General features: G+C 56.6%; 22 protein-coding genes. 13 read left to right on the top strand and 9 right to left on the bottom strand.

Annotation, left to right across the window (positions count from 1 at the left end; translation table 11 throughout):
* Window positions 1-222: 222 nt before the first annotated feature.
* Together ABJT94_RS11145 and ABJT94_RS11150 are read left to right on the top strand one after the other, a co-directional pair.
* A complete protein-coding gene (locus tag ABJT94_RS11145) occupies window positions 223-2,883 on the top strand; it encodes a helicase-related protein (protein ID WP_348475271.1) in 2,661 nt (886 codons plus the stop codon).
* A gap of 119 nt (window positions 2,884-3,002) precedes the next feature.
* The gene (locus tag ABJT94_RS11150) at window positions 3,003-3,794 is read left to right on the top strand and encodes an enoyl-CoA hydratase-related protein (protein WP_348475269.1); all 792 of its coding nucleotides are present in this window, start codon (window positions 3,003-3,005) and stop codon (window positions 3,792-3,794) included.
* Here the strand turns inward: ABJT94_RS11150 and ABJT94_RS11155 are convergent.
* On the bottom strand, window positions 3,791-4,420 hold the full coding sequence (locus ABJT94_RS11155) for a TetR family transcriptional regulator (protein WP_348475267.1): 630 nt from the start codon (window positions 4,418-4,420) through the stop codon (window positions 3,791-3,793). The two genes, ABJT94_RS11150 and ABJT94_RS11155, sit on opposite strands and share 4 nt — an antisense overlap.
* A 355-nt stretch (window positions 4,421-4,775) precedes the next feature.
* Here ABJT94_RS11155 and ABJT94_RS11160 point away from each other — a divergent pair, with 355 nt between their 5' ends.
* From ABJT94_RS11160 to ABJT94_RS11190, 7 genes are all read left to right on the top strand, one after another.
* Window positions 4,776-5,444: a Bax inhibitor-1/YccA family protein gene (locus ABJT94_RS11160; protein WP_348475266.1), complete on the top strand. Its 669-nt coding sequence runs from the start codon at window positions 4,776-4,778 to the stop codon at window positions 5,442-5,444.
* 68 nt (window positions 5,445-5,512) lie between these two features.
* Window positions 5,513-5,902, top strand: a complete 390-nt coding sequence (tusD, locus tag ABJT94_RS11165) for a sulfurtransferase complex subunit TusD (RefSeq protein WP_348475265.1) — start codon at window positions 5,513-5,515, stop codon at window positions 5,900-5,902.
* Entirely contained in the window at window positions 5,899-6,288 is a 390-nt protein-coding gene (locus ABJT94_RS11170) for a DsrE family protein (protein WP_348475264.1), read from the top strand. The genes tusD and ABJT94_RS11170 overlap by 4 nt, the downstream gene beginning before the upstream one ends.
* Window positions 6,288-6,551 carry a hypothetical protein gene (locus ABJT94_RS11175; protein WP_348475263.1) on the top strand — a complete coding sequence of 88 codons (264 nt, stop codon included), beginning with the start codon at window positions 6,288-6,290 and terminating at the stop codon, window positions 6,549-6,551. The genes ABJT94_RS11170 and ABJT94_RS11175 overlap by 1 nt, the downstream gene beginning before the upstream one ends.
* Window positions 6,552-6,601: 50 nt before the next feature.
* Window positions 6,602-6,934, top strand: a complete 333-nt coding sequence (locus ABJT94_RS11180; RefSeq protein WP_348475261.1) for a TusE/DsrC/DsvC family sulfur relay protein — start codon at window positions 6,602-6,604, stop codon at window positions 6,932-6,934.
* A gap of 28 nt (window positions 6,935-6,962) precedes the next feature.
* Window positions 6,963-7,943 carry a glycosyl transferase family protein gene (locus ABJT94_RS11185; RefSeq protein WP_348475259.1) on the top strand — a complete coding sequence of 327 codons (981 nt, stop codon included), beginning with the start codon at window positions 6,963-6,965 and terminating at the stop codon, window positions 7,941-7,943.
* A gap of 165 nt (window positions 7,944-8,108) precedes the next feature.
* Entirely contained in the window at window positions 8,109-8,324 is a 216-nt protein-coding gene (locus tag ABJT94_RS11190) for a hypothetical protein (RefSeq protein WP_348475258.1), read from the top strand.
* Between the two features lie 83 nt (window positions 8,325-8,407).
* Here ABJT94_RS11190 and cysG read toward each other — a convergent pair whose 3' ends face one another.
* From cysG to ABJT94_RS11220, 6 genes are all read right to left on the bottom strand, one after another.
* Window positions 8,408-9,799 carry a siroheme synthase CysG gene (cysG, locus tag ABJT94_RS11195; RefSeq protein WP_348475257.1) on the bottom strand — a complete coding sequence of 464 codons (1,392 nt, stop codon included), beginning with the start codon at window positions 9,797-9,799 and terminating at the stop codon, window positions 8,408-8,410.
* Between the two features lie 340 nt (window positions 9,800-10,139).
* The gene (serS, locus tag ABJT94_RS11200) at window positions 10,140-11,429 is read right to left on the bottom strand and encodes a serine--tRNA ligase (protein ID WP_348475256.1); all 1,290 of its coding nucleotides are present in this window, start codon (window positions 11,427-11,429) and stop codon (window positions 10,140-10,142) included.
* 85 nt (window positions 11,430-11,514) lie between these two features.
* Window positions 11,515-11,907, bottom strand: a complete 393-nt coding sequence (gene crcB / locus ABJT94_RS11205; RefSeq protein WP_348475254.1) for a fluoride efflux transporter CrcB — start codon at window positions 11,905-11,907, stop codon at window positions 11,515-11,517.
* Between the two features lie 36 nt (window positions 11,908-11,943).
* Complete coding sequence (locus tag ABJT94_RS11210; RefSeq protein ID WP_348475253.1) at window positions 11,944-13,257, bottom strand: replication-associated recombination protein A; 1,314 nt, start codon at window positions 13,255-13,257, stop codon at window positions 11,944-11,946.
* Window positions 13,258-13,262: 5 nt separating this feature from the next.
* Entirely contained in the window at window positions 13,263-13,901 is a 639-nt protein-coding gene (gene lolA, locus ABJT94_RS11215; RefSeq protein WP_348475251.1) for an outer membrane lipoprotein chaperone LolA, read from the bottom strand.
* A 51-nt stretch (window positions 13,902-13,952) separates the two neighbouring features.
* A complete protein-coding gene (locus ABJT94_RS11220; RefSeq protein ID WP_348475789.1) occupies window positions 13,953-16,232 on the bottom strand; it encodes a DNA translocase FtsK 4TM domain-containing protein in 2,280 nt (759 codons plus the stop codon).
* A 292-nt stretch (window positions 16,233-16,524) separates the two neighbouring features.
* On the opposite strand from ABJT94_RS11220, the gene aat reads away from it, so the two are divergent.
* The 3 genes from aat (at window position 16,525) to infA (ending at window position 18,441) form a co-directional block, all read left to right on the top strand.
* Entirely contained in the window at window positions 16,525-17,301 is a 777-nt protein-coding gene (aat, locus tag ABJT94_RS11225; protein WP_348475249.1) for a leucyl/phenylalanyl-tRNA--protein transferase, read from the top strand.
* Window positions 17,291-18,043 carry an arginyltransferase gene (locus tag ABJT94_RS11230; protein ID WP_348475248.1) on the top strand — a complete coding sequence of 251 codons (753 nt, stop codon included), beginning with the start codon at window positions 17,291-17,293 and terminating at the stop codon, window positions 18,041-18,043. Before aat ends, ABJT94_RS11230 begins: the two co-directional genes overlap by 11 nt.
* A 179-nt stretch (window positions 18,044-18,222) precedes the next feature.
* Window positions 18,223-18,441: a translation initiation factor IF-1 gene (gene infA / locus ABJT94_RS11235; protein WP_008043370.1), complete on the top strand. Its 219-nt coding sequence runs from the start codon at window positions 18,223-18,225 to the stop codon at window positions 18,439-18,441.
* A 160-nt stretch (window positions 18,442-18,601) separates the two neighbouring features.
* Here the strand turns inward: infA and clpA are convergent, their stop codons facing one another.
* Entirely contained in the window at window positions 18,602-20,872 is a 2,271-nt protein-coding gene (gene clpA / locus ABJT94_RS11240; RefSeq protein WP_348475246.1) for an ATP-dependent Clp protease ATP-binding subunit ClpA, read from the bottom strand.
* Between the two features lie 21 nt (window positions 20,873-20,893).
* Entirely contained in the window at window positions 20,894-21,256 is a 363-nt protein-coding gene (gene clpS, locus ABJT94_RS11245; RefSeq protein ID WP_348475244.1) for an ATP-dependent Clp protease adapter ClpS, read from the bottom strand.
* Between the two features lie 753 nt (window positions 21,257-22,009).
* Between clpS and ABJT94_RS11250 the strand changes: the two genes are divergently transcribed.
* On the top strand, window positions 22,010-22,306 hold the full coding sequence (locus ABJT94_RS11250; RefSeq protein ID WP_213677891.1) for a cold shock domain-containing protein: 297 nt from the start codon (window positions 22,010-22,012) through the stop codon (window positions 22,304-22,306).
* The last annotated feature ends 46 nt before the right edge of the window (window positions 22,307-22,352 follow it).

The raw sequence follows: 22,352 nt of genomic DNA on the forward strand, positions 1-22,352 counted from the left end.
ATGTACCCCTAATAATGGGGCAATGGGGCCAACTGGCAAGCCCCAAATGCATGATTTTGCACTCTTATGACCATCGAACCAGGCTATCGCTTTGATGAATCCGACAAACAGACGTTGTTTTACTAGACTGAAAGTCATCGAATCACGCCAATTCGCGGTTATCTCTTTCATGACTCGACAGATTCCGTAGAATAGCGGCCCTTTTGGGGATACGAGGACGCCATGTCAGACTTTATACAGGGCCAGCGCTGGCTGGCTGATGGTGAGCCCGAGCTGGGGCTCGGAATGGTGCAAGGTACCGATGCGCGCACTGTCACTCTCTATTTCCCTGCTGTCGACGATGAGCGCTGCTATGCGCTGCGCCAGCCTCCCCTGACCCGCATTCGCTTCGAGCGCGGCGAGGAATTCCAGCGCCGCGATCAGCGCAAGGCGGAAGTTAAGGCGGTGCACGATCTCAACGGGCTTCATGTGTACGAAACGCTCGATGGCGAGATGGTACCGGAAACCGAACTGGCCGATACCCTGGATAGAAACAGCCCGCTAACCCGGCTGATGACCGGCCAGACTGACCACCCCAACTGGTTTAATTTTCGCGCTGCCCTGAATGCCGGGCACCAGGCCATCTGGTCGGCCCACTTGAATGGCCTGCTCGGGACTCGTTCTGCTTTACTGCCTCATCAGCTGTATGTGGCAAAACAGGCGACTGAACGCACCCGGGTTCGTGCCCTGTTGTCCGATGAAGTGGGGCTGGGTAAAACCATTGAAGCCGGGTTGATCATCAACCGCCTGTTGCAGCAGGGTCGGGCCAGTCGGGTCCTGATTGCCGTGCCCGATGCTCTTCAGGCACAGTGGCTGGTTGAGCTGGTGCGCCGTTTCTCCCTGCACTGTGAGTTCTATCAGTCGGAAGACCACGATTTTGGCATGGGTCAGGTGCACCTGATCCCGCACCGGTTATTGAACGACATCGAAGAAATGCCCTGGATTACTGCCCAGGAATGGGATGTCTTGGTGGTTGACGAAGCGCATCACCTGTCGCTCGATGACGCCGAAGGCCTGGATGACACCGAAAGCTGGGTGGCGCTCGCCCGAAAAACTCCCCATTTGCTGTTATTGACCGCCACGCCGGAGCAATTGGGCCAGGAAGCGCATTTTCAGCGGCTGCAATTGCTTGATGCCTCCCGCTTTACCCGTTTTGAAGATTATCAGGCCGATGAGTCCCACTTTATTGAACTGTCTTCGGTTGCAACAGCGCTGTACAACGACGACATCGACGATGCCCTGCTCGACCGACTGGCTTCACTGGGCATTGAGTGGCATAACGACAGTCGACGCGCCCTCGCCGATGTACTGGACCGGCATGGCCCCGGTCGTGTTGTTTACCGCAACACCCGGCGCGGCGTCTCCGGCTTTTTCCCGCGCGAGGTACATACACACCCCGCAGAGTCTGAAGCTGAACGTCAGCAATGGCTGGTCGACTGGCTGAAAGCCAACCGGAGCGAGAAAGTACTGCTTATTACGCAGACCGCAGAAGTCGCTCAGGAGCTGTCACACCACCTCTGGCACGATCATGGGCTGGAATCTACGGCCTTTCATGAAGGGCTGAACCTGATTGAGCGAGACCGCGCCGCCGCGCACTTCGCCAAAGACGAGGACGGTGCCCAGGTTCTGGTGTGTTCAGAAATTGGCGGTGAAGGCCGTAATTTTCAGTTCAGTCATCACCTCGTGCTGTGGGACCTGCCTCACCACCCGGACGTACTCGAACAGCGCATCGGCCGGCTGGACCGTATCGGGCAGGACCAGACGATTCACATCCACCTGCCCTTTTTGCCCGACGGGCCCGATGCCGCGCGTCTGCGCTGGTATCACGACGTGCTCGGCTGTATCGAAACGCTACAACCGGCCGCCGGTGCCATCCACGAGCGCTATGCGGACACCTGGTTCGCCAACCCGGATGACAGTGCCCTGACGGCGGAAGTCCGGCAATCGCTGGATGAACTGAACCGGGAGCTTGAATCCGGCCGCGACGTCATGCTGGAACTGAATTCCTGCCGGCAACCCGAAGCAGACGAACTCGCCCTTCAGGTCGCCGAACTGGAACAGAACACGGCGGAAAACGTCGTGGAAATGGCTGCCAACCTCCTCAACCTGCATTTTGAGACCCTGGATGACGGCATTTTCGAGCTGATACCGTCAGACAACATGATGATTCCGGTTATTCCCGGCATTCCGGAAGGCGGCGCTGTCATTACCTTTGACCGGCAACGGGCTCTGGTGCGTGAAGATGTTCTCTTTGTCTCCTGGGAGCACCCGCTGATCGTGGGGTTGATGGACATTCTGTCCGGCACCCAGCTCGGTCAGGCCAGCGTTGCCCTGCTTGAAACCAAGCAAGTACCGGCCGGCCAGGTGTTGCTGGAAGTTCAGTGGCAAATTGCCATTCCGCCACGGCTCGCTCACGCACTAAAACCTTACCTGAACCATAACCTGCTGCGCACCCTCACCCTGGAGGGCGGTACCGCCGATCTGTCATCGGCACTGACAGAAGCGTCGCTCGCCCCTCAGATCAAGACGTTGCCGGTCAAGATGGTGCGCAAGCTGATTCAATCGGCCAAAGAGCGTATTCCGCCCATTTACGACGTTGGTCTGGGCCACGCCAAGGCACAATTCGATGTTGCGGTAGCGGATGCCCGCCGCGAACACGAGGCCGCCAGTGACGCCAAGATCGAACGCACGCGTTACCTGGCCAGCGTTAACCCGCTGGTGAACGAACAGGATGTGGTAAAAGCCGAAATGCAGGCCGAAATGCAGCGCCAGGCATGGGATGATGTCGAGTTGCAGCCAGTCGGTGTGCGGATGATTCTTTGCGCCCCGCCAGGTACCGTCTGACCCGGCACCCCCGCTCTATACACAAAACATACAGAAGCAAAGGCCGTCAACGAGTGGCGGCCTTTGTCTTTCTGGTTTAGTGTGAAATGACCCTTCGCTAAAAAAGAACAACAAAAGCCATGAAGGAAACCGTACTGATCGAGCGTCTGGAAGATGGGCTTGCCCGGGTGATTCTTAACAAGCCTGAGACGGGCAATGCCTACGACGATGAAATGATTTGCACTCTGGTCACGGCCCTGGATGATCTGGCCGACGATGCATCACTGAAGCTGATTTGGCTCAGTGGCAAGGGAGCGCATTTTTGCAGCGGGCCAGATAGGCAATGGTTGAAACGCCGTGAAGGCGTCGGCCGCGCCGAGCACCAACAGGACGCCGAACAGATGTCGCGTCTGCTGGAAACCCTTTATCAGTTCCCGGTGCCTGTACTGTTGACCGTGCGTGGCGATGTGAATGCGGTGGCGGTCGGCATTGCCAGTTGTTGCGATATGGTTCTGGCCAGTGAAAAAACCTCGTTCTGTATTACCGAGTCGCTGTTTGGCCAGGTGCCTGCGCTCAGCAGCCCCTATCTGACCAAGGCTCTGGGCGAACGCGCCGCCAAATATTACTCACTGACCGGGGAAATCATGGATGCCTACACCGCGACCCGCCTGGGGCTGGTGCATCGGCTGGTACCTGGCGATGAACTGGAAGCGATCGCCACCGTGCTGGCGCGTGGCATTCTGTCTCGCAGCCAGAACTCTCTTCAGGTTACCAAGGCAACCTTCAACCTTGTGGCCAATGAGCCATACGACGAAGCCCTGCTGGAAACCATGATCGAATGCTCAACGGATGTCCGGCTGACCCAGTCGGAAACGCTTCGGAAGCGGCGAGCGAGTGGTCGTGCTACTACCATTGGTCCAGAAAAAGACTAGCGCTCTAACGCAGCCGCCAAAAACGGAATCAATTGATTCATCACATCCTCGACGCCTGAATCTTCGCCGGTGTCGGCCATCGACATGTCTCGTAACACCTCAATGCTCGACATGGTGAACACGCAAGCGCCGATGGCGAAATGAATTCTCCAGAAGATTTCGCGAGGTGAGAGCTCCGGGTGGGCTGCGCGCAGATATAAAATAAAGCGGCTGTATGTCTGGTGGTAGTGCTCTTTCAGAAAACGACGCAGATGTCCCTGGGCCTGCGTATAGGCCAAGCCGAGCAGGCGCATGAACACCGACAGCTTACGGGTGCCAACGGTGGAGTGAACACCGGTCAGCATGGTTCGGGCGAGTACATCCAGAACATCGTGGAGACTGGGTTCCTGGACCGCTGCCGCCATGACAGTCAGCTCTTTATCCAGTTTGCTGCAAAAAGGGCTGAGAAAGCGCGCAAAAACAGCCTGAATCAGGTCTTTCTTCGAGCCGAAATGGTAGTTCACCGCGGCCAGGTTAACCTTGGCCCGGGTTGTGATCATCCTCAAGGAGGTTTCGGCAAACCCTTTCTCAGCGAAGAGCTCTTCGGCTGAATCCAGAATGCGGGTGACGGTATCGGCTTGGCTCATGGTTCGGTCTCGGATATGGCAAAGGCGAGGCTGACTACAACCCCAGTCACTGGTTACTCGTTTACGGTCGACGCTTATGGTTTCGTGCGATTGTTTAAAACGACCGTTTAAAACGAGAATATACATGACTTATGGCCAGTTTGCAGGCCTTTTTCACCCGGTCGGACAGGCACGCATCCTACCCTGCAGTTAACGTAGCGCCCAGGGTGTAAAAACACCGATCGAAGCTGACACTCCGGGGCTTATCCTGTACTGTCAACGGCAGGTATAGCTGGTGTGCTGGCGAGCGATATCGCTTGAAAAACGGCAACCGGCCTATACTATTGGTTCGGGTTCACATTATGGAGGTTTGCCCATGGCTGACTATCAAGGTACCGTCACGTCGCGTTCGGAATCGGCGCTGGCGACCAATAAAGTACTACGAAATACTTATCTGCTGTTGTCGATGACACTGGTGTTTAGTGCCGTTACGGCAATGATCGCCATGGCTGTCGGAATGCCTCAGGGTGGTGCACTGATCATGATGCTTGCCGCGATCGGCATCGTCTGGTTCGTACTGCCACGCGCGTACAACTCAAGCATGGGCATTGTCTGGACCTTCGCCTTCGCTGGCCTAATGGGGGCCAGTCTGGGTCCCATGCTGACCGCTTACCTGTCGCTGGCCAATGGCCCTTCCATCGTCGCGCAAGCGCTGGGTGGTACAGCACTGGTCACTTTCGGTTTGTCGGCTTATGCCGTAACCACGAAAAAAGACTTCAGCTTCCTGGGCGGTTTCGTCATGGTTGGCATGATTGTCGTGCTGGTCGCGATTCTGGCCAACCTGTTTCTGTCGATCCCGGTCTTGAGCCTGGCCATTTCCGCTGGTGTGGTGTTGTTGATGTCACTGCTGATCCTGTTCGACACAAGCCGCATTGTGAACGGTGGTGAAACCAACTACGTTCGCGCGACGGTGTCACTGTATCTCGACATCTACAACCTCTTTGTTCACCTGTTGGTGCTGGTCGGTGCTCTGTCCGACGACTGACCGGAGTGAACCGTTTGGAGACAAAGGCCGCTTAAAGCGGCCTTTTTTGTGTGTGATATGATGCGCCCATGAACATTCAACTGAACCTTTACCAAGCACCCTGGCACCATGTGAGTCACCGGGACGCCCTGGCCTACGCCCGGGCTAGCTTCGCCCGGGGAGACCGGATTGAGCGTGTGTTTTTCTTTATGGATGCCGTCTATGTCGGGTTGATCACACAGTCTCCAGCCTCCGATGAAATCGACCTGAGACAAGCCTGGCTCGACTTCGCCGCCGAATCCGGTTGCGAGTTATTGCTGTGCATTGCGGCCTCGGCCAACCGGGGGTTACTGAATGACACTGAAGCACAACGCTATCAAAGCTCAGTCTCGACCGTCACAGAGCCCTTTCAGTTGGTCGGTTTGGGCCAGTGGGCACTGGGCTATGGTGAAGCCGACAAGGTAGTGAGTTTTCGATGAACATGACGGCGAATTCAACAACTGAGCCAGGCTCAGATCATTTTGACACTCTGGTGCTAATCACCCGCCCGCCGTACCAGGGCCGGCAGAGTGAGGAAGTACTGGAAGCGGTCATGAGCCTGGCGCTATTCGACCGTGACCATGCGGTGGTGTTCTTTGATCAGGGCCTGGGTTGGCTGGCCGACAACCAGGCACCCGTTGACAGCAAGAACCTCAACAAACAACTGAGTGCACTGCCCCTATACGGCAGTGAAGCACTGTTTTACTGCGCCGGTCATCAACACCGGGTTCTGGGTCAGGATATTCACCGGGATGACATTCAGGCTTGCTCGCTGGGTCAACTGGCTTACTGGCTCCGCCATGCGCGCTATGTGGAGGTGTTCTGATGGCCCTGCTGACACTCACGGCCGTGCCTGGCGAGGCACAACGGCAACTCTTTGATCTCTGGCTGCAAGCCGGAGATGTCATTGTGGTGCGCGAAGATGCCCGCCCGCTGATGTGGCAGCCCAACCCGATGCCTGCCCGGGGCTGTATCCGCCAGGCCGATGCCGATGCGTTGGGCGGCCAGCGCCACCCGGACTGGGCGGTCATCAGCGATCAGGAATGGGCCGATCTGATTGCTGAACATCAGCCACAACTGACCTGGTAAAGCCAGCCCCTGACGCCCGCTCAACACCACAGAAAACCTGAGTAAACGAGATGAATGAACAAACACTGACGGCCAGCTTAGAGACCGACCATCTTGGCTTTCTGCTCGATGCAACGCACTGGACGCGAGACTGGTGCCTCGATATCGCCAGTCAGCAAGGGCTCTCGCTGACCGACCAGGATATGGCCATTGTTGAATCACTGCGTGAATTCTACATTGAATACGACTTGTCGCCCGCCATGCGCCCTCTGGTCAAGCATCTGAAAGCCCGGTTCGGAGCCGAGGTGGGCAACAGTATTTTCCTGATGCAGCGTTTTGGCGAAAGCCCGGCCCGTATGCTGGCTCTGCTAGCCGGACTGCCCAAGCCCAAAAACTGCCTGTAATCCATTTATTGCCACCGCTGGATAAACCATGACCGATACCCTGAAGTTTGCCGACCTGATCCGGGCCCTGGGCCGGGGTAAGAACGGCAGCCGATCGCTGAGCCGTGAAGAAGCCCACTTTGCCATGCAGGAGATCTGGCATCAGCGCGAAACCCAGGCGCAGCTGGGTGCCCTGTTGATGCTGATGCGCGTCAAGGAAGAAACGGCGGAAGAGCTGGCCGGCATGGCTCAGGCGGTACGCGATGAACTCGAGCTATGGGCCGGCCAACCCATGCAGATCGACTGGCCAGCCTACGCCGGAAAACGCCGCCAACCCTCCTGGTATGTGTTAGCGGCCAAAGCCCTGGCGCAGGGTGGCTATCCGGTTTTTATGCACGGCGGTGGTGAACATACGGCTGGGCGTCAGTATGCCCGCCCGGTGTGCGACGCGCTGGGCATTCCCGTTGCAGCCTCGTGGCAGGAAGCTGCCAGACTGAGCCGGGACCACGCTATGGTCTACTGCCCGCTGGTCAGCTTTGCCCCCACTCTGTCGCACATCATTGATATGAAACGGGAGCTGGGGTTACGCTCACCGGTCAATACCCTGGTTCGCAACCTGAACCCGACCGGCGCACGGGTTACGGTGCAAGGCATGTTTCACCCCAGCTATAAAGCCCTGCACCACGACACCGCAGGCTTACTGGGTGATTCCCATAACGTTGTTCTCAAAGGTGACAGTGGCGAATTTGAAGTCAGACCGGATTCGGATACTACCGTGCTGGTTCATTGCCCGCAGCACCCGAAGCAAATAGAGGTACCCAGGCGACTGCCAAAACGGGCGGTGCGCCCGGACGAGCCCTCAATGGCGCTGCTGCAGTCGACCTGGGCGGGCGAGGCTGAGTCGGATTACAGCCTGGCCGCCATTCAGGACACCATGGCCCTGGTACTGATGGTTGCTGATGAAATCTCACTCCAGGAAGCCCGCGAGAAAGCGGAAAGACTCTGGCAGCAGCGGTCGGTCACTCTTTAACCTTCACGGACGCCTTAAGCCTGTTAGCAGAGTAATAAAAGTGGCACGCATCTTGAAATAACCCCTGTATCGGGGGTTACTTCCTTAAAAAACCGCCGATATCGCACCAAAAGTGAGCGCAGTACCCAAGACTGTGATTCAAAGCGACGCTCGGAGGCTGTAGTTATGACCGAACCCCTACCCCTGCATTTAAACGCCCAACAACTGAAAATACTGATGGGTGCCGTCTTCTTCATCGGCATTACACTGGTGTCGGTTGCCATTGCCGTACTGGGCGCGGCCATTCTGGGTTTGCTACCGGTATCGTCTGCCGGTTACGGCCTAGCCCCGCTGATCAGCGGCATCGCTTCAGTCTCTGCTGCAGTCTTCCTATCGCACTGATCAGATCGGCTCCAGAACCCTGAAATCAGCTGTGGCGACCGCGATGCCTGCCAGTCAAACTGGCGGGCATGACCGATCAGCCATCATGACTGATTGACGGTCACCGTAGAGCCCACCCAATTCAGACGCTCGTGCAACGACACCACCTCGCCCACAATGATCAGCGTAGGCGCCTGAGGCGGGTCTTCACGCACCAGATCCGGCAAAGTGGCCAGTGTACCGACCCAAAGCCGCTGTTCCGGCGTCGTACCCTTCTGTACCAGCGCGATCGGCGTGTCAGCCGAGCGACCGTGCTGAATCAGCTTGTTACAGATCTTCTCCAGCCCCATCAACCCCATGTAAAACACCACGGTCTGCTGGGGGCTTGCAAGCTCACTCCAGGGCAAATTCAGGCTGCCATCCTTCAAGTGCCCGGTGACAAAACGCACCGACTGGGCATAGTCTCGGTGAGTCAACGGAATACCGGTATAGGTTGAGCAGCCCGAAGCTGCGGTAATACCCGGCACCACCTGAAACGGAATGCCATGCTCGGCCAGCAAGTCGATCTCTTCACCACCCCGGCCAAAGATAAAGGGGTCACCGCCCTTCAGGCGCAGCACTTTTTTGCCTTCCCGGGCGAGGTCCACCAATCGCTGATTGATGTCCTGTTGCGGTACCGCGTGCTCGGACCGTTGTTTGCCCACATAAAGTCGTTCAGCATCCCGTCGCACGAGGTCCATTATGGCGTCCGAGACCAGTCGGTCATAGAGCACCACATCGGCCTGCTGCATCAGCCGCAGCGCCTTGAAGGTCAGCAGGTCCGGATCACCAGGCCCCGCACCGACCAGGTAGACTTCGCCATGCTGCTCATCACCAGGGGCATCAATCATCGCCTTTAGCTGATGCTCAGCCTGCTCCATCCGACCGGCATAAACATGCTCGGCCACCGTGCCACCCAGCACCTTTTCCCAGAAGTAACGCCGGTCATCGAGGCTGGTAAAGCGTTGCTTAACAGCATTACGAAAGCGAGATGCCAGTTGCGCCAGGTGGCCATAACTCGCTGGAATCGTACTCTCCAGTTTCGCCCGCACCGAGCGTGCCAACACCGGCGCCTGGCCACTGGAAGTAATGGCAATGATCAACGGGTCGCGATCGACCAGAGAAGGGAAAATCACATCGCACAGTTCAGGGGAATCGACCACATTGACCAGCACGCCCCGAGCCCGCGACTCAGCAGAGACACGCTGGTTCACTGCCTCGATATCCGTGGCACTGACGACCAGCGCCTTGCCATCGATGTCAGCCGCCTCAAAAACCCGCAATTCGCAGTGGCAATTGGGGTTGTTGGCAATAACCGGGAGAATTGAAGGAGCCACAACCTGAATTCGACACCCCGATCGCTGCAGCAGGTGAATCTTGCGTGCCGCAATATCCCCGCCGCCAACCACCAGAATGGTCTTATCGGATAATTTATGGAACAACGGAAAGTATTGCATGACCACTCCTAAAATAAGAACCCGACACTAATAGCTTTCGCCGGGCCCGACACGGCGGGCACTGGCTTTTTGATGCCGGTGTTAGACCCGCCGTTGGGTCAGTCAAATACCACCGGGTTCGACTCGGTGGTTGAAATTGTTAGGCTTGCTGGACGCCACGAGGCCGTGTTGGCCACCGGGTATACCTATTCTGGGTCGGCGTAAACCCATCCATGGGGCCTAGACCGCAGCATCCATGCTGCGGACTACCCCGAATAGGTATACCCGGCACCCAACACTCAGCTCATCACAAAAATAGCCCTTAAACACAGACCAAGAGCAATATGAGTTAGTCAGGCCTTTAGATCAGATCCAGGCCAGCCATATAGGATTTCAGAGCCTCTGGCACCCGAATACGCCCTTCTGCTGTCTGGTAATTCTCCAGTACTGCGACCAGAGTCCGGCCGACTGCCAGGCCCGAGCCGTTGAGGGTGTGAACCAGTTCGGTCTTATTGGTTTCCGGGTTGCGGTAACGGGCCTGCATGCGGCGTGCCTGGAAGTCGGTCATGTTCGAACATGAAGAGATTTCCCGGTAGGCCTGTTGGGCTGGCAGCCAGACTTCCAGGTCGTAGGTTTTGGCGGCGCCAAACCCGAGGTCTCCGCCACACAGTAGAACTTTACGGTAAGGCAACTCCAGACGTTGCAGAATACTTTCTGCGTGACCAACCAGTGCTTCCAGAGCCTGCATTGAGGCTTCTGGGCGCACAATGTGTACCAATTCGACTTTCTCGAACTGATGCTGACGAATCATGCCGCGGATGTCGCGACCATAGCTGCCCGCCTCTGAACGGAAGCAGGATGTGTGCGAAGCGAACATCAGCGGCAGTTCCGCATCGGAGAGGATCTCATCGCGCACCAGATTGGTCAGCGGCACTTCCGAGGTTGGAATCAGGTAATAATCGCTGGCGTGATCGGTATTCAGCTTGAAGAGATCTTCTTCAAACTTCGGCAATTGGCCGGTTCCCAGTAATGACTCCTGATTCACAATGAACGGCACCTGGGTTTCCAGATAACCGTGCTCCTGAACGTGAGTATCGAGCATGAACTGAGCCAGAGCCCGGTGCAGCCGTGCAATGCCGCCGCTCATTACCGAAAAACGGCTGCCGGTCAGCTTGGCCGCGCGCTCGAAATCCAGACCACCTGAGACGGCACCGAGGTCGACGTGGTCTTTTACCTCGAAATCGAACTCTGGCGGCGTGCCCCAGCGAGACACTTCTTCATTGTCGTCTTCGCTCTTGCCCTCGGGCACGGCAGCATCCGGTACGTTGGGAATGCCCAGCAGCAGGTCGTCCAGTTGCGCCTGAATCTGCTTCAGATCTGCCTCTTTAGCACCCAGTTGCTCGGCAATGGTATCCAGTGTCTTCTGTACCTGAGCCTTGGCCTCGTCGACCGACATGCCCTGCCCGACCAGCTGCCCGATCTGCTTTGACGCCTTTTTGCGCTCCGCCTGCAGCTGCTCGGTCTCGACCTGAACGGACTTGCGGCTCGACTCCAGGGACTCGAAAGCCGACACATCGAGTTCGTAGTGTTTCACCCGAAGTTGATCAGCAAGCGTGGTAATGTCCTGTCTCAGCCGTTTTATGTCCAGCATGGGCGTTTCTGTCCTGTTAGAGTCGATTGGGAGTTAGTAGATCGCCATTGGGAAACACATGTTCCGATTCCCGTTCGGCGGGCGCCTAGAATACCAGCTTACCCACCCCAAAGCCCAGCGCTGCGGCGGCTATGCAGGTTAGGATACTGGCGAAGGTATAACCGAGTGCCATCCAGTACTGCTGCTGTTGCAGCAACACCAGATTCTCAAGAGCAAAACTGGAAAAGGTGGTAAAGGCCCCGAGAATGCCGACCAGCAGCAACCGGTGCCAGAGTGTATCGGTTCCGGTGAAGCGCAGCATTAACACCACAAAGACCAGCCCCATAACAAAGCTACCAATCGCATTAACGGTGAAGGTACCTAGCGGGAAATGGCTACCGTGTAGACGGTTAAAGAAGGTAACCACCCAGAATCTGCCCATGGCGCCCAGACTGCCGCCCAGGGCGATGGCCAACCAGTGGCTAAAGGGTATCGACATGCATTCACACTCCCTGCTGATCTCACTGTACCCGCATTATTGCCGATGCTGCTCATCCAGATCACGCAAAAAGGCCAGTTTCTCGGCAATTTTCTTCTCCAGCCCGCGATCCACTGGCTGATAAAAGCGCTGATCAACCAGCGCTTCGGGCAGATAGTGCTCGGCGGCGGCGTAGGCATGGGGTTCGTCGTGGGCGTAGCGGTAGTCGTGGCCGTAGCCCAGCTCTTTCATCAGCGCTGTGGGCGCGTTGCGCAAATGCACCGGCACTTCATGGCTTTGATCGGACTGAACCCGGGCCATCACCTCGTTAAACGCCTTGTAGACGGCGTTGCTTTTGGGTGCACACGCCAGATAGACCACGGCCTGAGCCAGACTCAACTCCCCCTCCGGGCTGCCCAGGCGTTCCTGAACCTGCCAGGCATCCATAGCCAGGGTCAGGGCGCGCGGGTCGGCATTGCCGATGTCTTCACTGGCCATTCGAACCAGTCTACGCGCGATATAAATCGGATCGCAGCCGCCGTCGAGCATGCGGCACAGCCAGTACAGCGCGCCATCTGGCGAGGAGCCGCGAACACTTTTGTGCATGGCCGAGATCTGGTCGTAAAACGCATCACCGCCCTTGTCGAACCGGCGTGTCTGGCCCTGAGTTAACTGCGACAGCCGTTCCAGAGTGAGACCGCCGGGCTCATCAGCGTAGAGATCCGCCGATAACTCAAGCAGATTGTAGAAACGCCGGGCATCACCATCGGCCAGGGCAAACAGCCGTTGCTGCACGTCGTCTTCAATTGCCAGCTTTGCAACCGCGCTGTCTTGCCCCCGGGCCTGGTCAAGCAAGGCGGCCATGTCGTCCAGCGAAACGGGTTTTAGCGGATAGACCCGTGCGCGAGACAGCAGTGCGGCATTGAGTTCAAAGCTGGGGTTTTCGGTGGTTGCCCCCACAAAAATGAAGGTGCCATCTTCAACGTAAGGCAGAAAGGCATCCTGCTGCGCTTTGTTGAAGCGATGCACTTCATCGACGAACAGCAAGGTGCGCCGCCCTTCGGCTTTGGCCTGCAAAGCGCGTTCAGCAGCAGCTTTGATGTCCTTAACGCCCGACTGAACCGCCGACAGCGCCTCGAACCTCGAAGACGTTGAATGCGCCAGCAGCCGTGCCAGGGTTGTTTTACCAACGCCGGGCGGGCCCCAGAAAATCATGGAATGCAGTTGATCCTGCTCAATGGCCCGACGCAGGGGTTGCCCCTGCCCCAGAATATGCGACTGGCCGATGTAGCCAGACAGGGTTTTGGGTCGCATCCGCTCGGCCAGTGGTGCGAAGGGGTTGGACTCGGTTGTGCTGAACAGGTCGGCCATGTGGGTTACATCTGTTCGAAGACGTCGGTGCCCTCAGGCGGGGTAAACTCAAAGTCTGCGGCATCCAGCATCAGGTTGGTTTCAACGTTGCTGAAGGTGATTCGGGTGTCCTGCCCCAGGTTGTCACTGAGCCGAAGTTCGCTGATGCGGCCGTTTTCAAACAGCAGCGTCATGTCCTCGAAGACAGCGTCTTCATCCAGAGGGTAAAGGCGATAGGCCGTCAGGCTCTCGTTCGCCGCCTCTGTGACATCATAGGAGGTTCTCAGCGTGGATTCGGGCTGACTGAGGATCATCGCCGGAGATTCCTGCAATTGATTGGTAACAGGCTGGTAGGTCGCCTGCAGCAGGTCAGGGTCATGAACCCAGAGTGTCTCACCATCGGAAATGACGGATTGCTCGTAGGGCGCAGATACCTCCCAGACAAACTTGAGCGGGCGCGCAATCTTCATAATGCCCCGAGCCTGGTCGCCGCGCAGCTCGCCATCGGCATAAGTCTCCTGACGAAACTCGGCCTGCAGGGTTTCCGTCGCTTGCAGCAGATCGATCAGACGCTGTCGGGCGGCGTCATCGGCTTGAACCTGGGGCGTAATGGCTGCCCAACTGAGCAGCACCGCAACGCTGGACCGGGCAAAAAATGTCAACATGAATCGCTCTCCTGAGCCACTAGCTATATACAGGCGGTTAATATCAACCAGTTACCCCGCTGGCGGGGGTGGTGCCAGCACTTCCCGGCTGCCATTGTGGCCGGCCGAGCTGACAATCCCGGCGGCCTCCATCGTATCAACCAGACGAGCGGCCCGGTTGTAGCCAATGCGTAATTTACGCTGTACTGAAGAAATCGAGGCTTTACGGCTCTGGGTGACAAAGGCCACTGCTTCATCGAACAGCGGGTCGCTTTCGGGGTTGTCTTCACCATCGTCCAGTGAAGGAACGCCCGGCAGGTCGGCTTCGCCACCGGCCAGAATCTCCTCGATGTAGTCGGGCTGACCGCGCTTCTTCCACTCGGCCACCACACGGTGAACCTCATCGTCGTCGACAAAGGCACCGTGCACCCGAACCGGCAAACCGGTGCCCGGCGGCAGATACAACATATCGCCGTGGCCCAGCAGCTGCTCGGCGCCGCCCTGGTCCAGAATGGTCCGGGAATCGATCTTGGAAGATACCTGAAACGCTATGCGGGTGGGAATGTTGGCCTTGATCAGACCGGTAATCACGTCCACCGAGGGCCGCTGGGTGGCGAGAATCAGGTGAATACCCGCCGCCCTGGCTTTTTGCGCCAGCCGGGCGATCAGTTCTTCCACCTTCTTACCGACAATCATCATCATGTCGGCGAATTCATCGACCACCACCACAATAAACGGCAGAGTTTCCAGTTCCGGGGTTGGTGCGTGCGGATCAAGCGTGTCAAAGGGCTCATAGAGCGGGTCGAGCAATGGTTCACCGTCGCGCCGGGCATCTTCAACCTTCTTGTTGAAGCCGGCAATGTTGCGCACCCCAACCTTCGACATCAGTTTGTAGCGACGTTCCATCTCGGCAACACACCAGCGCAGGCCATTGGCCGCGTCTTTCATATCGGTGATCACCGGCGTGAGCAAATGGGGAATGCCTTCATAAACCGACAGTTCCAGCATCTTGGGGTCAACCAGAATCAGCCTTACTTCCTCCGGTGTTGCCTTAAACAGCAGGCTGCACAGCATTGAGTTTACGCCGACCGACTTACCGGACCCGGTGGTACCGGCGACCAGCAAATGCGGCATTTTGCCCAGATCGGCTACAACGGGGGCACCGCCGATGTCATGGCCTAGGGCCAACGTCAGTGCTGATTTGGCTTTGTCGTAGGCGCTGGACTGCAAAACATCGCTCAGCCGCACAATGTCGCGTTTTTCATTGGGGATCTCGATACCCACGGTCGTTTTGCCGGGAATGATCTCCACGACCCGAACGCTGACCAGTGCCATTGAACGCGCCAGGTCCTTCGCCAGGTTTGATATTTTAGACACCTTGATCCCGGCTGCCGGCTGAATTTCAAAGCGGGTAATGACCGGGCCCGGAGCGACTTCGGTCACCTCGGCATCGACATTAAAGTCTTTGAGTTTGATTTCCAGCATGCGTGACATGGCTTCCAGCGCTTCCTGGCTGTAGCCATTATTGGTGTCGTGCTCACCAGAAGTCAGCAGGCTCAGAGCCGGCAGCGGGGTATTGGAGTCGCCCCCGGTAAAAAGCGGCTGCTGCTTCTCTTTCTGCATGCGTTCGCTGGGTTCGGTGGTTTTAGGCTGCAACGGCTTGATCTGAGGCGGCTTGCGCTTCGACTGTTTCTCGATCTGAATGTCGAGATTGGCCTTACGGGTTTCAACCACCTGCCTGACCTGGGCTTTTTCCGCCTTACGGCGACGGCGCGACTGCAGGCTGTCACGCAACGCAGTGACGCCGGAAAGCAGCAATCGACCAATGCGCTCCATCAACCGCAACCAGGACACATTCATAGCCAGCGTCAGCGAGATGAACCACAGTACGACCAGCAACAAAGTCGTACCGGTCATGCCCAGAATTGGGAATATCCACTCCGAAAGTTCAATGCCCAGCCAGCCTCCGGCGCTTGCGGTTTGATTGCTGGCAATATGCACCGTTGCCAGGGCGCTGCTGACACAGACAAAGAGCGCCCAGCCGAGTGTGCGGATGGCGATCAACAGCGGGTTCCAGTGCAGCCCGGCCTTGCGATCGCGAAACGTTGCCCAGGCCCTAAACAGGAAAATGGCCGGCAAGCCATAGGCCAGACCACCGACCAGGCTGAACAGCAATGACGACAGGTAGGCCCCAGCCGTGCCCGCCATGTTGCGGACCCCTTCGCCCGCACCGGAGTAGGCCCAGCCCGGGTCGGACGGATGGTGAGAGGCCAGAGCAATCAGCAGATAGACGCCCACCGCCAGAGACAGCAGTAAACTGCCCTCGTGCAGCAAGCGCTGTTTTACATCCAGAACTCTGTGGTCGTCACGCGCTCGTGAGAGTTCCTTGCGTGCCGAAGCGTTCTTTTGCGTCAAATCGAAGTTACCTGTTTAGTGGGTCGGTCATGTTTGGCTTTAAGGTCCCTGCCCTGCATATCGTTGCAGGCTCGCATTCTAGCTGAAGCACCCCGGGCACAGAAAGCACTCGGCGGCCGTTCAACACAGCCTGAGGATACGCTGATCCGTCCGGGCGTGGCAGTCCATGTCAAAGAGCACTAAGATACCACAGTATGAAGCCCAACTTATTGATACACCGAGCATTTTTATGCCACAACTAAGCTGGCTGGAGGCTGAACAGAACGCCTGGTTTCCACCGACTACCAAGGCTCTGGCCAATCCGCCAGGCTTGCTGGCGGCGGGCGGCGCGCTGACTCCCGAGTGGCTGCTGACCGCTTATGAGCGAGGCATATTCCCCTGGTACAGCGACGGCGAGCCCATTCTGTGGTGGTCTCCCGAGCCGCGCATGGTGCTGTTACCGGGCGAGATGCACCTGTCTCGCAGCCTTCGCAAAGCCTACCGCCAGGCACCACCGACGGTCACCGTCAACACCGCCTTTAACCGGGTTATAGAGGCTTGTCAGGCCCCGAGAGCCCGTCAACCAGGCACCTGGATCACCGCGCCAATGCGCGACGCCTATACAGAACTGCATCAGTTGGGCTGGGCTCATTCCATTGAGGTATGGCGGGATGACAATCTACTAGGTGGCCTTTACGGTATCGGCATTGATGGCGTTTTTTTCGGCGAAAGTATGTTCTCGCGGCGCACCAACGGCTCTAAACTGGCTTTGCTGGCGCTGCAAGAAGCCGCTCTGCTGCAATCGCTGCGCCTAATCGATTGCCAGGTCTATAATGATCACCTGGCAAGTCTCGGTGCCCGGGAGGTTGAACGACCATGGTTCGAGCAACAATTGCCCCGACAACGTCGCGCAGTGTCGTTTCCCGATGCGGTAGCCCTGAACCAGGCTATCTCAAGTCGCATCAACCAGGGCAGTCCGGCTGCACCATCAATTTCTTCTGTTCGGGATGTTGCCAATGAAACCTGAGTCCGAGCAACAGGAAGACACCATCAAGCTGTACCGAACCGGTGAGCACAATTGCAGCTATCTGGACGGACAGCAGGCACGGACCCTGTTTCTCGATCCGGATCTGCACTTCTCCCTGCCCCTCTATGAACAGATGATGCACCTGGGTTTCCGGCGCAGCGGTCACCATCTGTACCGGCCAGATTGCGAAGCCTGCGGGGCCTGTATGCCATCCCGGGTGCGCGTCGCTCAGTTTCACTGGAAGCGTCGTTTCCGGCGCATTCTGGCTAAAAACCAGGACCTCAGCGTGCGTCGCCTGCCCTGTCAGTACAATTCCGAGCATTATCGCCTGTATGAGGCTTACATCAGTCACCGGCATTACCAGGGCGACATGTACCCACCATCGGAAGACAGCTATCGTGAATTTCTGGTCAGCCGGCCCGATCTTGCGTTCATTCTTGAAGTCAGACAGAACGATCAGGTCGTGGCGGTTGCCTTTACCGACCGCATGGAAACCGGATTGTCAGCCACTTACACCTTTTTTGATCCCGCTCAAAGCCAGCGCGGACTGGGGGTGTTCAGCATCCTGACTCAGATACAGCTGTGCGAAACCCTGAACCTGCCATTTCTGTATCTGGGCTACTGGGTGCCGGGGTCGGCGCAAATGACCTACAAGGCCGATTACCGGCCGCTAGAAGTGCTGATCAACCGGCACTGGCGGCTGCTCGATGATCACCTGATCGACGCCGTTGGTATTGAGTAATTGAGAGCACCACCCTGCCTCCCAAGGTACCGATTTTCCAGACAAATACCTGAATTTGCCCAGTTTTTTGATAAATGCCGGAAATTCAGGCAGAATGCCCGCCGGTTCCCATACTTACATGAGGTTGACACCCAGTAGTCAGCCTCAGCGGTCTTAATCAAAGGTGTGTACAAGCATATATGGCAAAAGAAGACGTTATTGAAATGGAAGGCGAGATTCTCGATACCCTTCCCAACACCATGTTCCGGGTCAAACTCGAAAATGGCCATGTCATTACTGCCCATATTTCAGGGAAAATGCGTAAAAACTACATTCGCATCCTGACGGGCGACAAGGTCAAGGTCGAACTGACACCTTACGACCTGACCAAAGGTCGTATCGTTTACCGCGCCCGCTAACGCACGTAGTCTGGGTCATGCGACCTAAAACAACCGCCAGACCCCATGTAAAAGAACACCCTACGGGTGTTTTTTTGTCTGTGCGCTCTGCACACGACTCAGACAAACAAAAAAAGGCACCCGGAGGTGCCTTTTTAATAATACCTAACGTTCTTACACCTCAGACCGTCTCTGCTTCTTCCTCGACTTCCAGCGTCAGCTCATCGTTACGGATGTGCACGTAGACGGTACCGCCACGAGACAGCGGGCCGAATAGAATCATGTCGGCCAATGGGCGCTTCACCTTCTCCTGAATCAGACGGCTCATTGGGCGGGCGCCCATGTGCTCGTCGTATCCTTTCTCGGCGAGCCAGGCGCGAACCTCATCGTCCACCTCCATCATGACGCGCTTGTCATCCAGCTGAGCCTGCAGCTCGGTCAGGAACTTGTCGACAATGCTGGTAACCACGGCAATCGGCAGTGCCTTGAACTGAACGATGGCATCCAGACGGTTGCGGAACTCCGGCGTGAACTGCTTGCGGATCATTTCCATCCCGTCGGTGCTATTGTCCTGCTCCAGGAAGCCCATAGACCGGCGATTGATTTCCTGCGCACCGGCGTTGCTGGTCATGATCAGAATGACATTACGGAAATCTGCCTTGCGCCCATTGTTGTCGGTCAAAGTACCGTGGTCCATGACCTGCAGCAGCAAGTTGAAGACATCCGGGTGCGCTTTTTCAATTTCGTCGAGCAACAGCACACAGTGCGGATGTTTGGACACCCCATCGGTCAGCAAGCCACCCTGATCGAACCCGACGTACCCCGGAGGAGCCCCGATCAGACGCGACGCGGTGTGACGCTCCATGTATTCCGACATATCAAACCGCAACAGCTCAATACCCAGAGAATCGGCCAGTTGTTTCGACACCTCTGTTTTGCCCACCCCGGTCGGGCCGGCAAACAGGAAGGACCCGATTGGCTTGTCGACCGATTTCAGACCAGCACGGGCCAGCTTGATCGACGAGGCCAGTTGCTCAATGGCTTGCTCCTGCCCGAAGACGGTCATCTTCAGGTTACGCTCCAGATGCTCCAGCACTTCCTTGTCGTTACGGCTGACACTTTTTTCCGGAATGCGGGCAATTGAGGCGATGACTTTTTCAACATCACTGACGTTAATCGACTTCTTGCGTTTGCTGGCAGGCAACAGACGTTGAGCCGCACCCGCTTCATCGATGACATCAATGGCTTTATCCGGCAGGTGGCGGTCGGTGATGTACCGGGCCGACAGTTCTGCAGCCGCTTTCAGGGATTTATCGGTGTACTTGAGGTGGTGATGCTCCTCAAAACGCGACTTCAGCCCTTTCAGAATGCGATAGGTTTCATCGACCGACGGCTCATTGACGTCAATTTTCTGGAAACGACGGGTTAATGCGCTGTCTTTCTCGAAAATTCCACGAAATTCCTGGAATGTTGTAGACCCCATGCACCGGAGCTCTCCCGAGCTGAGCATCGGCTTGAGCAGGTTGGAGGCATCCATCACGCCGCCAGAGGCCGCCCCGGCACCAATGATGGTATGGATTTCATCGATAAACAGAATCGATTTTTCTTTTTTCTTCAACTCGGCCAGCAGCGTCTTCAGGCGTTTTTCGAAATCACCCCGATACTTGGTACCGGCGAGCAAGGCGCCCAGATCCAGGGAAAAGACCTGAGCCCCTTCCATGATTTCTGGCACGTCATTGTCAATGATACGTTTGGCCAGGCCTTCGGCAATGGCGGTTTTACCCACCCCGGTTTCCCCGACCAGCAGCGGATTATTCTTACGCCGCCGCGACAGGATCTGAATGACGCGCTCAACTTCGTGCTCGCGCCCTACCAGCGGGTCGATCTGCCCCTTGCGGGCCAATTCGTTCAGGTTAGAGGCAAAGCTCTCCAGTGCACTGCCCTGAACACCATCGCCACCGCCTTCTTCTTGCTGATCGGCGTTAAAGTCTTCATTCGGCTGGGCATTCTCGCTTTGCACCTTGGAGATGCCATGGGCAATAAAGTTCACCACATCGATGCGAGAGATGCTTTGCTGTTTGAGGAAGAACACCGCCTGGCTTTCCTGCTCGGAGAAAATGGCCACCAGCACATTAGCGCCAGTTACCTCTTTCTTGCCGGACGACTGAACGTGGAACACAGCACGCTGCAAGACCCGCTGGAATCCCAGGGTTGGCTGGGTTTCACGGTCTTCATCGTCAATCGGAATCAGGGGAGTTGTGGAATCAATGAATTCCGTCAGGTCGCGACGCAGTTGCGGAATGTCGGCAGCACAGGCCGTCAGCACTTCGGCTGCAGCATGATTGTCCAGCAACGCCAGCAACAGGTGCTCCACGGTCATGAACTCATGCCGCTTGCCCCGCGCATCTTTGAACGCATTATTCAGCGTCAATTCGAGATCTTTACTTAGCATGGTATATAACCCTCTTGCTGATCACTGGTCATCTGCCTTTTCTACCTCACACACCAGGGGATGTTCATTGTCCCTGGAATACTGGTTCACCATGGCTGCCTTGGTTTCCGCGATATCTCTAGTATAGACGCCGCACACACCTTTGCCTTGAGTGTGCACTGCTAACATGACTTGAGTCGCCTTTTCCCGGGACATGTAAAAAAAGTTCTCGAGTATGTGTACCACGAACTCCATTGGGGTGTAGTCGTCGTTCAACAAAATCACCCGGTAAAGAGGGGGTTGCTTAAGCTCCGGATCCTGAGTCCGGGTGGCGACGCCATAGTCGTCTCCCTGCTCGGGCTCGTCGGGCCCCAGCCGTGGGGTGCCAGCGTGAATACTATTCATTCCGGCGTCGTACAGATCTGGTTTTCCAGTAGTAGTAATGGTCATAGGTCGATGTTCAAACTCATTCAGATTATACGGTGGGGCTGACCCGGTGGTTTTCCAATGACTCAACGACAGGATGTTTTCCTGCAAGCCCAATTATGCGTGACATATCGCCGGGCTCAAGCAATCGACCGGTGTTAAAGTTCCCGTAGCCGCGCTGAACCGGGCGTATTTTCAGTAACATCAGGTGAACACAACGTGCGCTGCTTCATAACTCAGCGAGTTGGTGCTTGACTTCAATGGTTCAACAACCAACCATAGCCTAACCGTTAGATCTGTATGAATACTGTACAGCTCGAATCGGTGGTCGATGAGGCCTGGTAGTCCTAGTAGTCGATGTATCGTGGCTGTTGAATACAACCGCTCACAGAACGCAGGTAAGGTTAGTGAATAACCGTTGGGTATGCCAACGAGTCGTCGGTATTTCCCCTGCAAGGCGTGTAACGTCTGGCTGTGGACGGGTTGGGTATGAACCTTACAGAGCATTGCATATCGTTACCTCGAAATGCAACTCGCTGGGTGGAACGGTTCAAACCAACAAGTCTCTCACGAGACTCAGGGAAGAGGCTGGCCGGAGACTGAACAACACCCTGCCAATGAGTGGCTGTCCATCTCTACCTAGGTGTCATTGTGAACAGGGGTTGACCCGGTCAAGCAAGTGGGCCTGGTCGCTTTCAAGTTGTAATTTAACGTGGTCGTAAGGAGTCCGTTATGCCCGTAGGGAAAGTAAAGTGGTTCAACAATGCAAAAGGTTTCGGCTTCGTCGTTTGTGACGAACATGAAGAAGACCTGTTTGCCCATTTCTCCTCCATTCAGATGGAAGGCTACAAGACACTCAAGGCCGGACAACCGGTGGAATTTGACACCGTCAAGGCTGATCGCGGCATTCATGCTGTTAACATTCGTGCATTACCTGAGCCCGGTGCGCAAACAGCCGCCTCCCCTGCCCAGTCTACTGAAACAGCCCAGCCTGCCAAGGAGCGCGCAACCAGCGATTACCCTGACTAAACCGAATTGGCTGGCACAGACAGCCAACTTCCGTTGAAGGATAAAA

Source organism: Saccharospirillum sp. (assembly GCF_039982735.1).
Classification (GTDB): Bacteria; Pseudomonadota; Gammaproteobacteria; order Pseudomonadales; family Natronospirillaceae; genus Saccharospirillum.

Bases quoted from the DNA above. Each gene is read 5' to 3' on its own strand.
- cysG (WP_348475257.1), bottom strand. From the start codon at position 9,799: ATGCAATACTTTCCGTTGTTCCATAAATTATCCGATAAGACCATTCTG.
- tusD (WP_348475265.1), top strand. From the start codon at position 5,513: ATGAACATTCAACTGAACCTTTACCAAGCACCCTGGCACCATGTGAGT.
- ABJT94_RS11145 (WP_348475271.1), top strand. From the start codon at position 223: ATGTCAGACTTTATACAGGGCCAGCGCTGGCTGGCTGATGGTGAGCCC.
- clpS (WP_348475244.1), bottom strand. From the start codon at position 21,256: ATGAATAGTATTCACGCTGGCACCCCACGGCTGGGGCCCGACGAGCCC.
- ABJT94_RS11150 (WP_348475269.1), top strand. From the start codon at position 3,003: ATGAAGGAAACCGTACTGATCGAGCGTCTGGAAGATGGGCTTGCCCGG.
- ABJT94_RS11180 (WP_348475261.1), top strand. From the start codon at position 6,602: ATGAATGAACAAACACTGACGGCCAGCTTAGAGACCGACCATCTTGGC.
- crcB (WP_348475254.1), bottom strand. From the start codon at position 11,907: ATGTCGATACCCTTTAGCCACTGGTTGGCCATCGCCCTGGGCGGCAGT.
- ABJT94_RS11230 (WP_348475248.1), top strand. From the start codon at position 17,291: ATGAAACCTGAGTCCGAGCAACAGGAAGACACCATCAAGCTGTACCGA.
- ABJT94_RS11190 (WP_348475258.1), top strand. From the start codon at position 8,109: ATGACCGAACCCCTACCCCTGCATTTAAACGCCCAACAACTGAAAATA.
- lolA (WP_348475251.1), bottom strand. From the start codon at position 13,901: ATGTTGACATTTTTTGCCCGGTCCAGCGTTGCGGTGCTGCTCAGTTGG.
- ABJT94_RS11175 (WP_348475263.1), top strand. From the start codon at position 6,288: ATGGCCCTGCTGACACTCACGGCCGTGCCTGGCGAGGCACAACGGCAA.
- ABJT94_RS11185 (WP_348475259.1), top strand. From the start codon at position 6,963: ATGACCGATACCCTGAAGTTTGCCGACCTGATCCGGGCCCTGGGCCGG.
- ABJT94_RS11155 (WP_348475267.1), bottom strand. From the start codon at position 4,420: ATGAGCCAAGCCGATACCGTCACCCGCATTCTGGATTCAGCCGAAGAG.
- ABJT94_RS11170 (WP_348475264.1), top strand. From the start codon at position 5,899: ATGAACATGACGGCGAATTCAACAACTGAGCCAGGCTCAGATCATTTT.
- ABJT94_RS11210 (WP_348475253.1), bottom strand. From the start codon at position 13,257: ATGGCCGACCTGTTCAGCACAACCGAGTCCAACCCCTTCGCACCACTG.
- clpA (WP_348475246.1), bottom strand. From the start codon at position 20,872: ATGCTAAGTAAAGATCTCGAATTGACGCTGAATAATGCGTTCAAAGAT.
- ABJT94_RS11250 (WP_213677891.1), top strand. From the start codon at position 22,010: ATGCCCGTAGGGAAAGTAAAGTGGTTCAACAATGCAAAAGGTTTCGGC.
- aat (WP_348475249.1), top strand. From the start codon at position 16,525: ATGCCACAACTAAGCTGGCTGGAGGCTGAACAGAACGCCTGGTTTCCA.
- infA (WP_008043370.1), top strand. From the start codon at position 18,223: ATGGCAAAAGAAGACGTTATTGAAATGGAAGGCGAGATTCTCGATACC.
- ABJT94_RS11160 (WP_348475266.1), top strand. From the start codon at position 4,776: ATGGCTGACTATCAAGGTACCGTCACGTCGCGTTCGGAATCGGCGCTG.
- serS (WP_348475256.1), bottom strand. From the start codon at position 11,429: ATGCTGGACATAAAACGGCTGAGACAGGACATTACCACGCTTGCTGAT.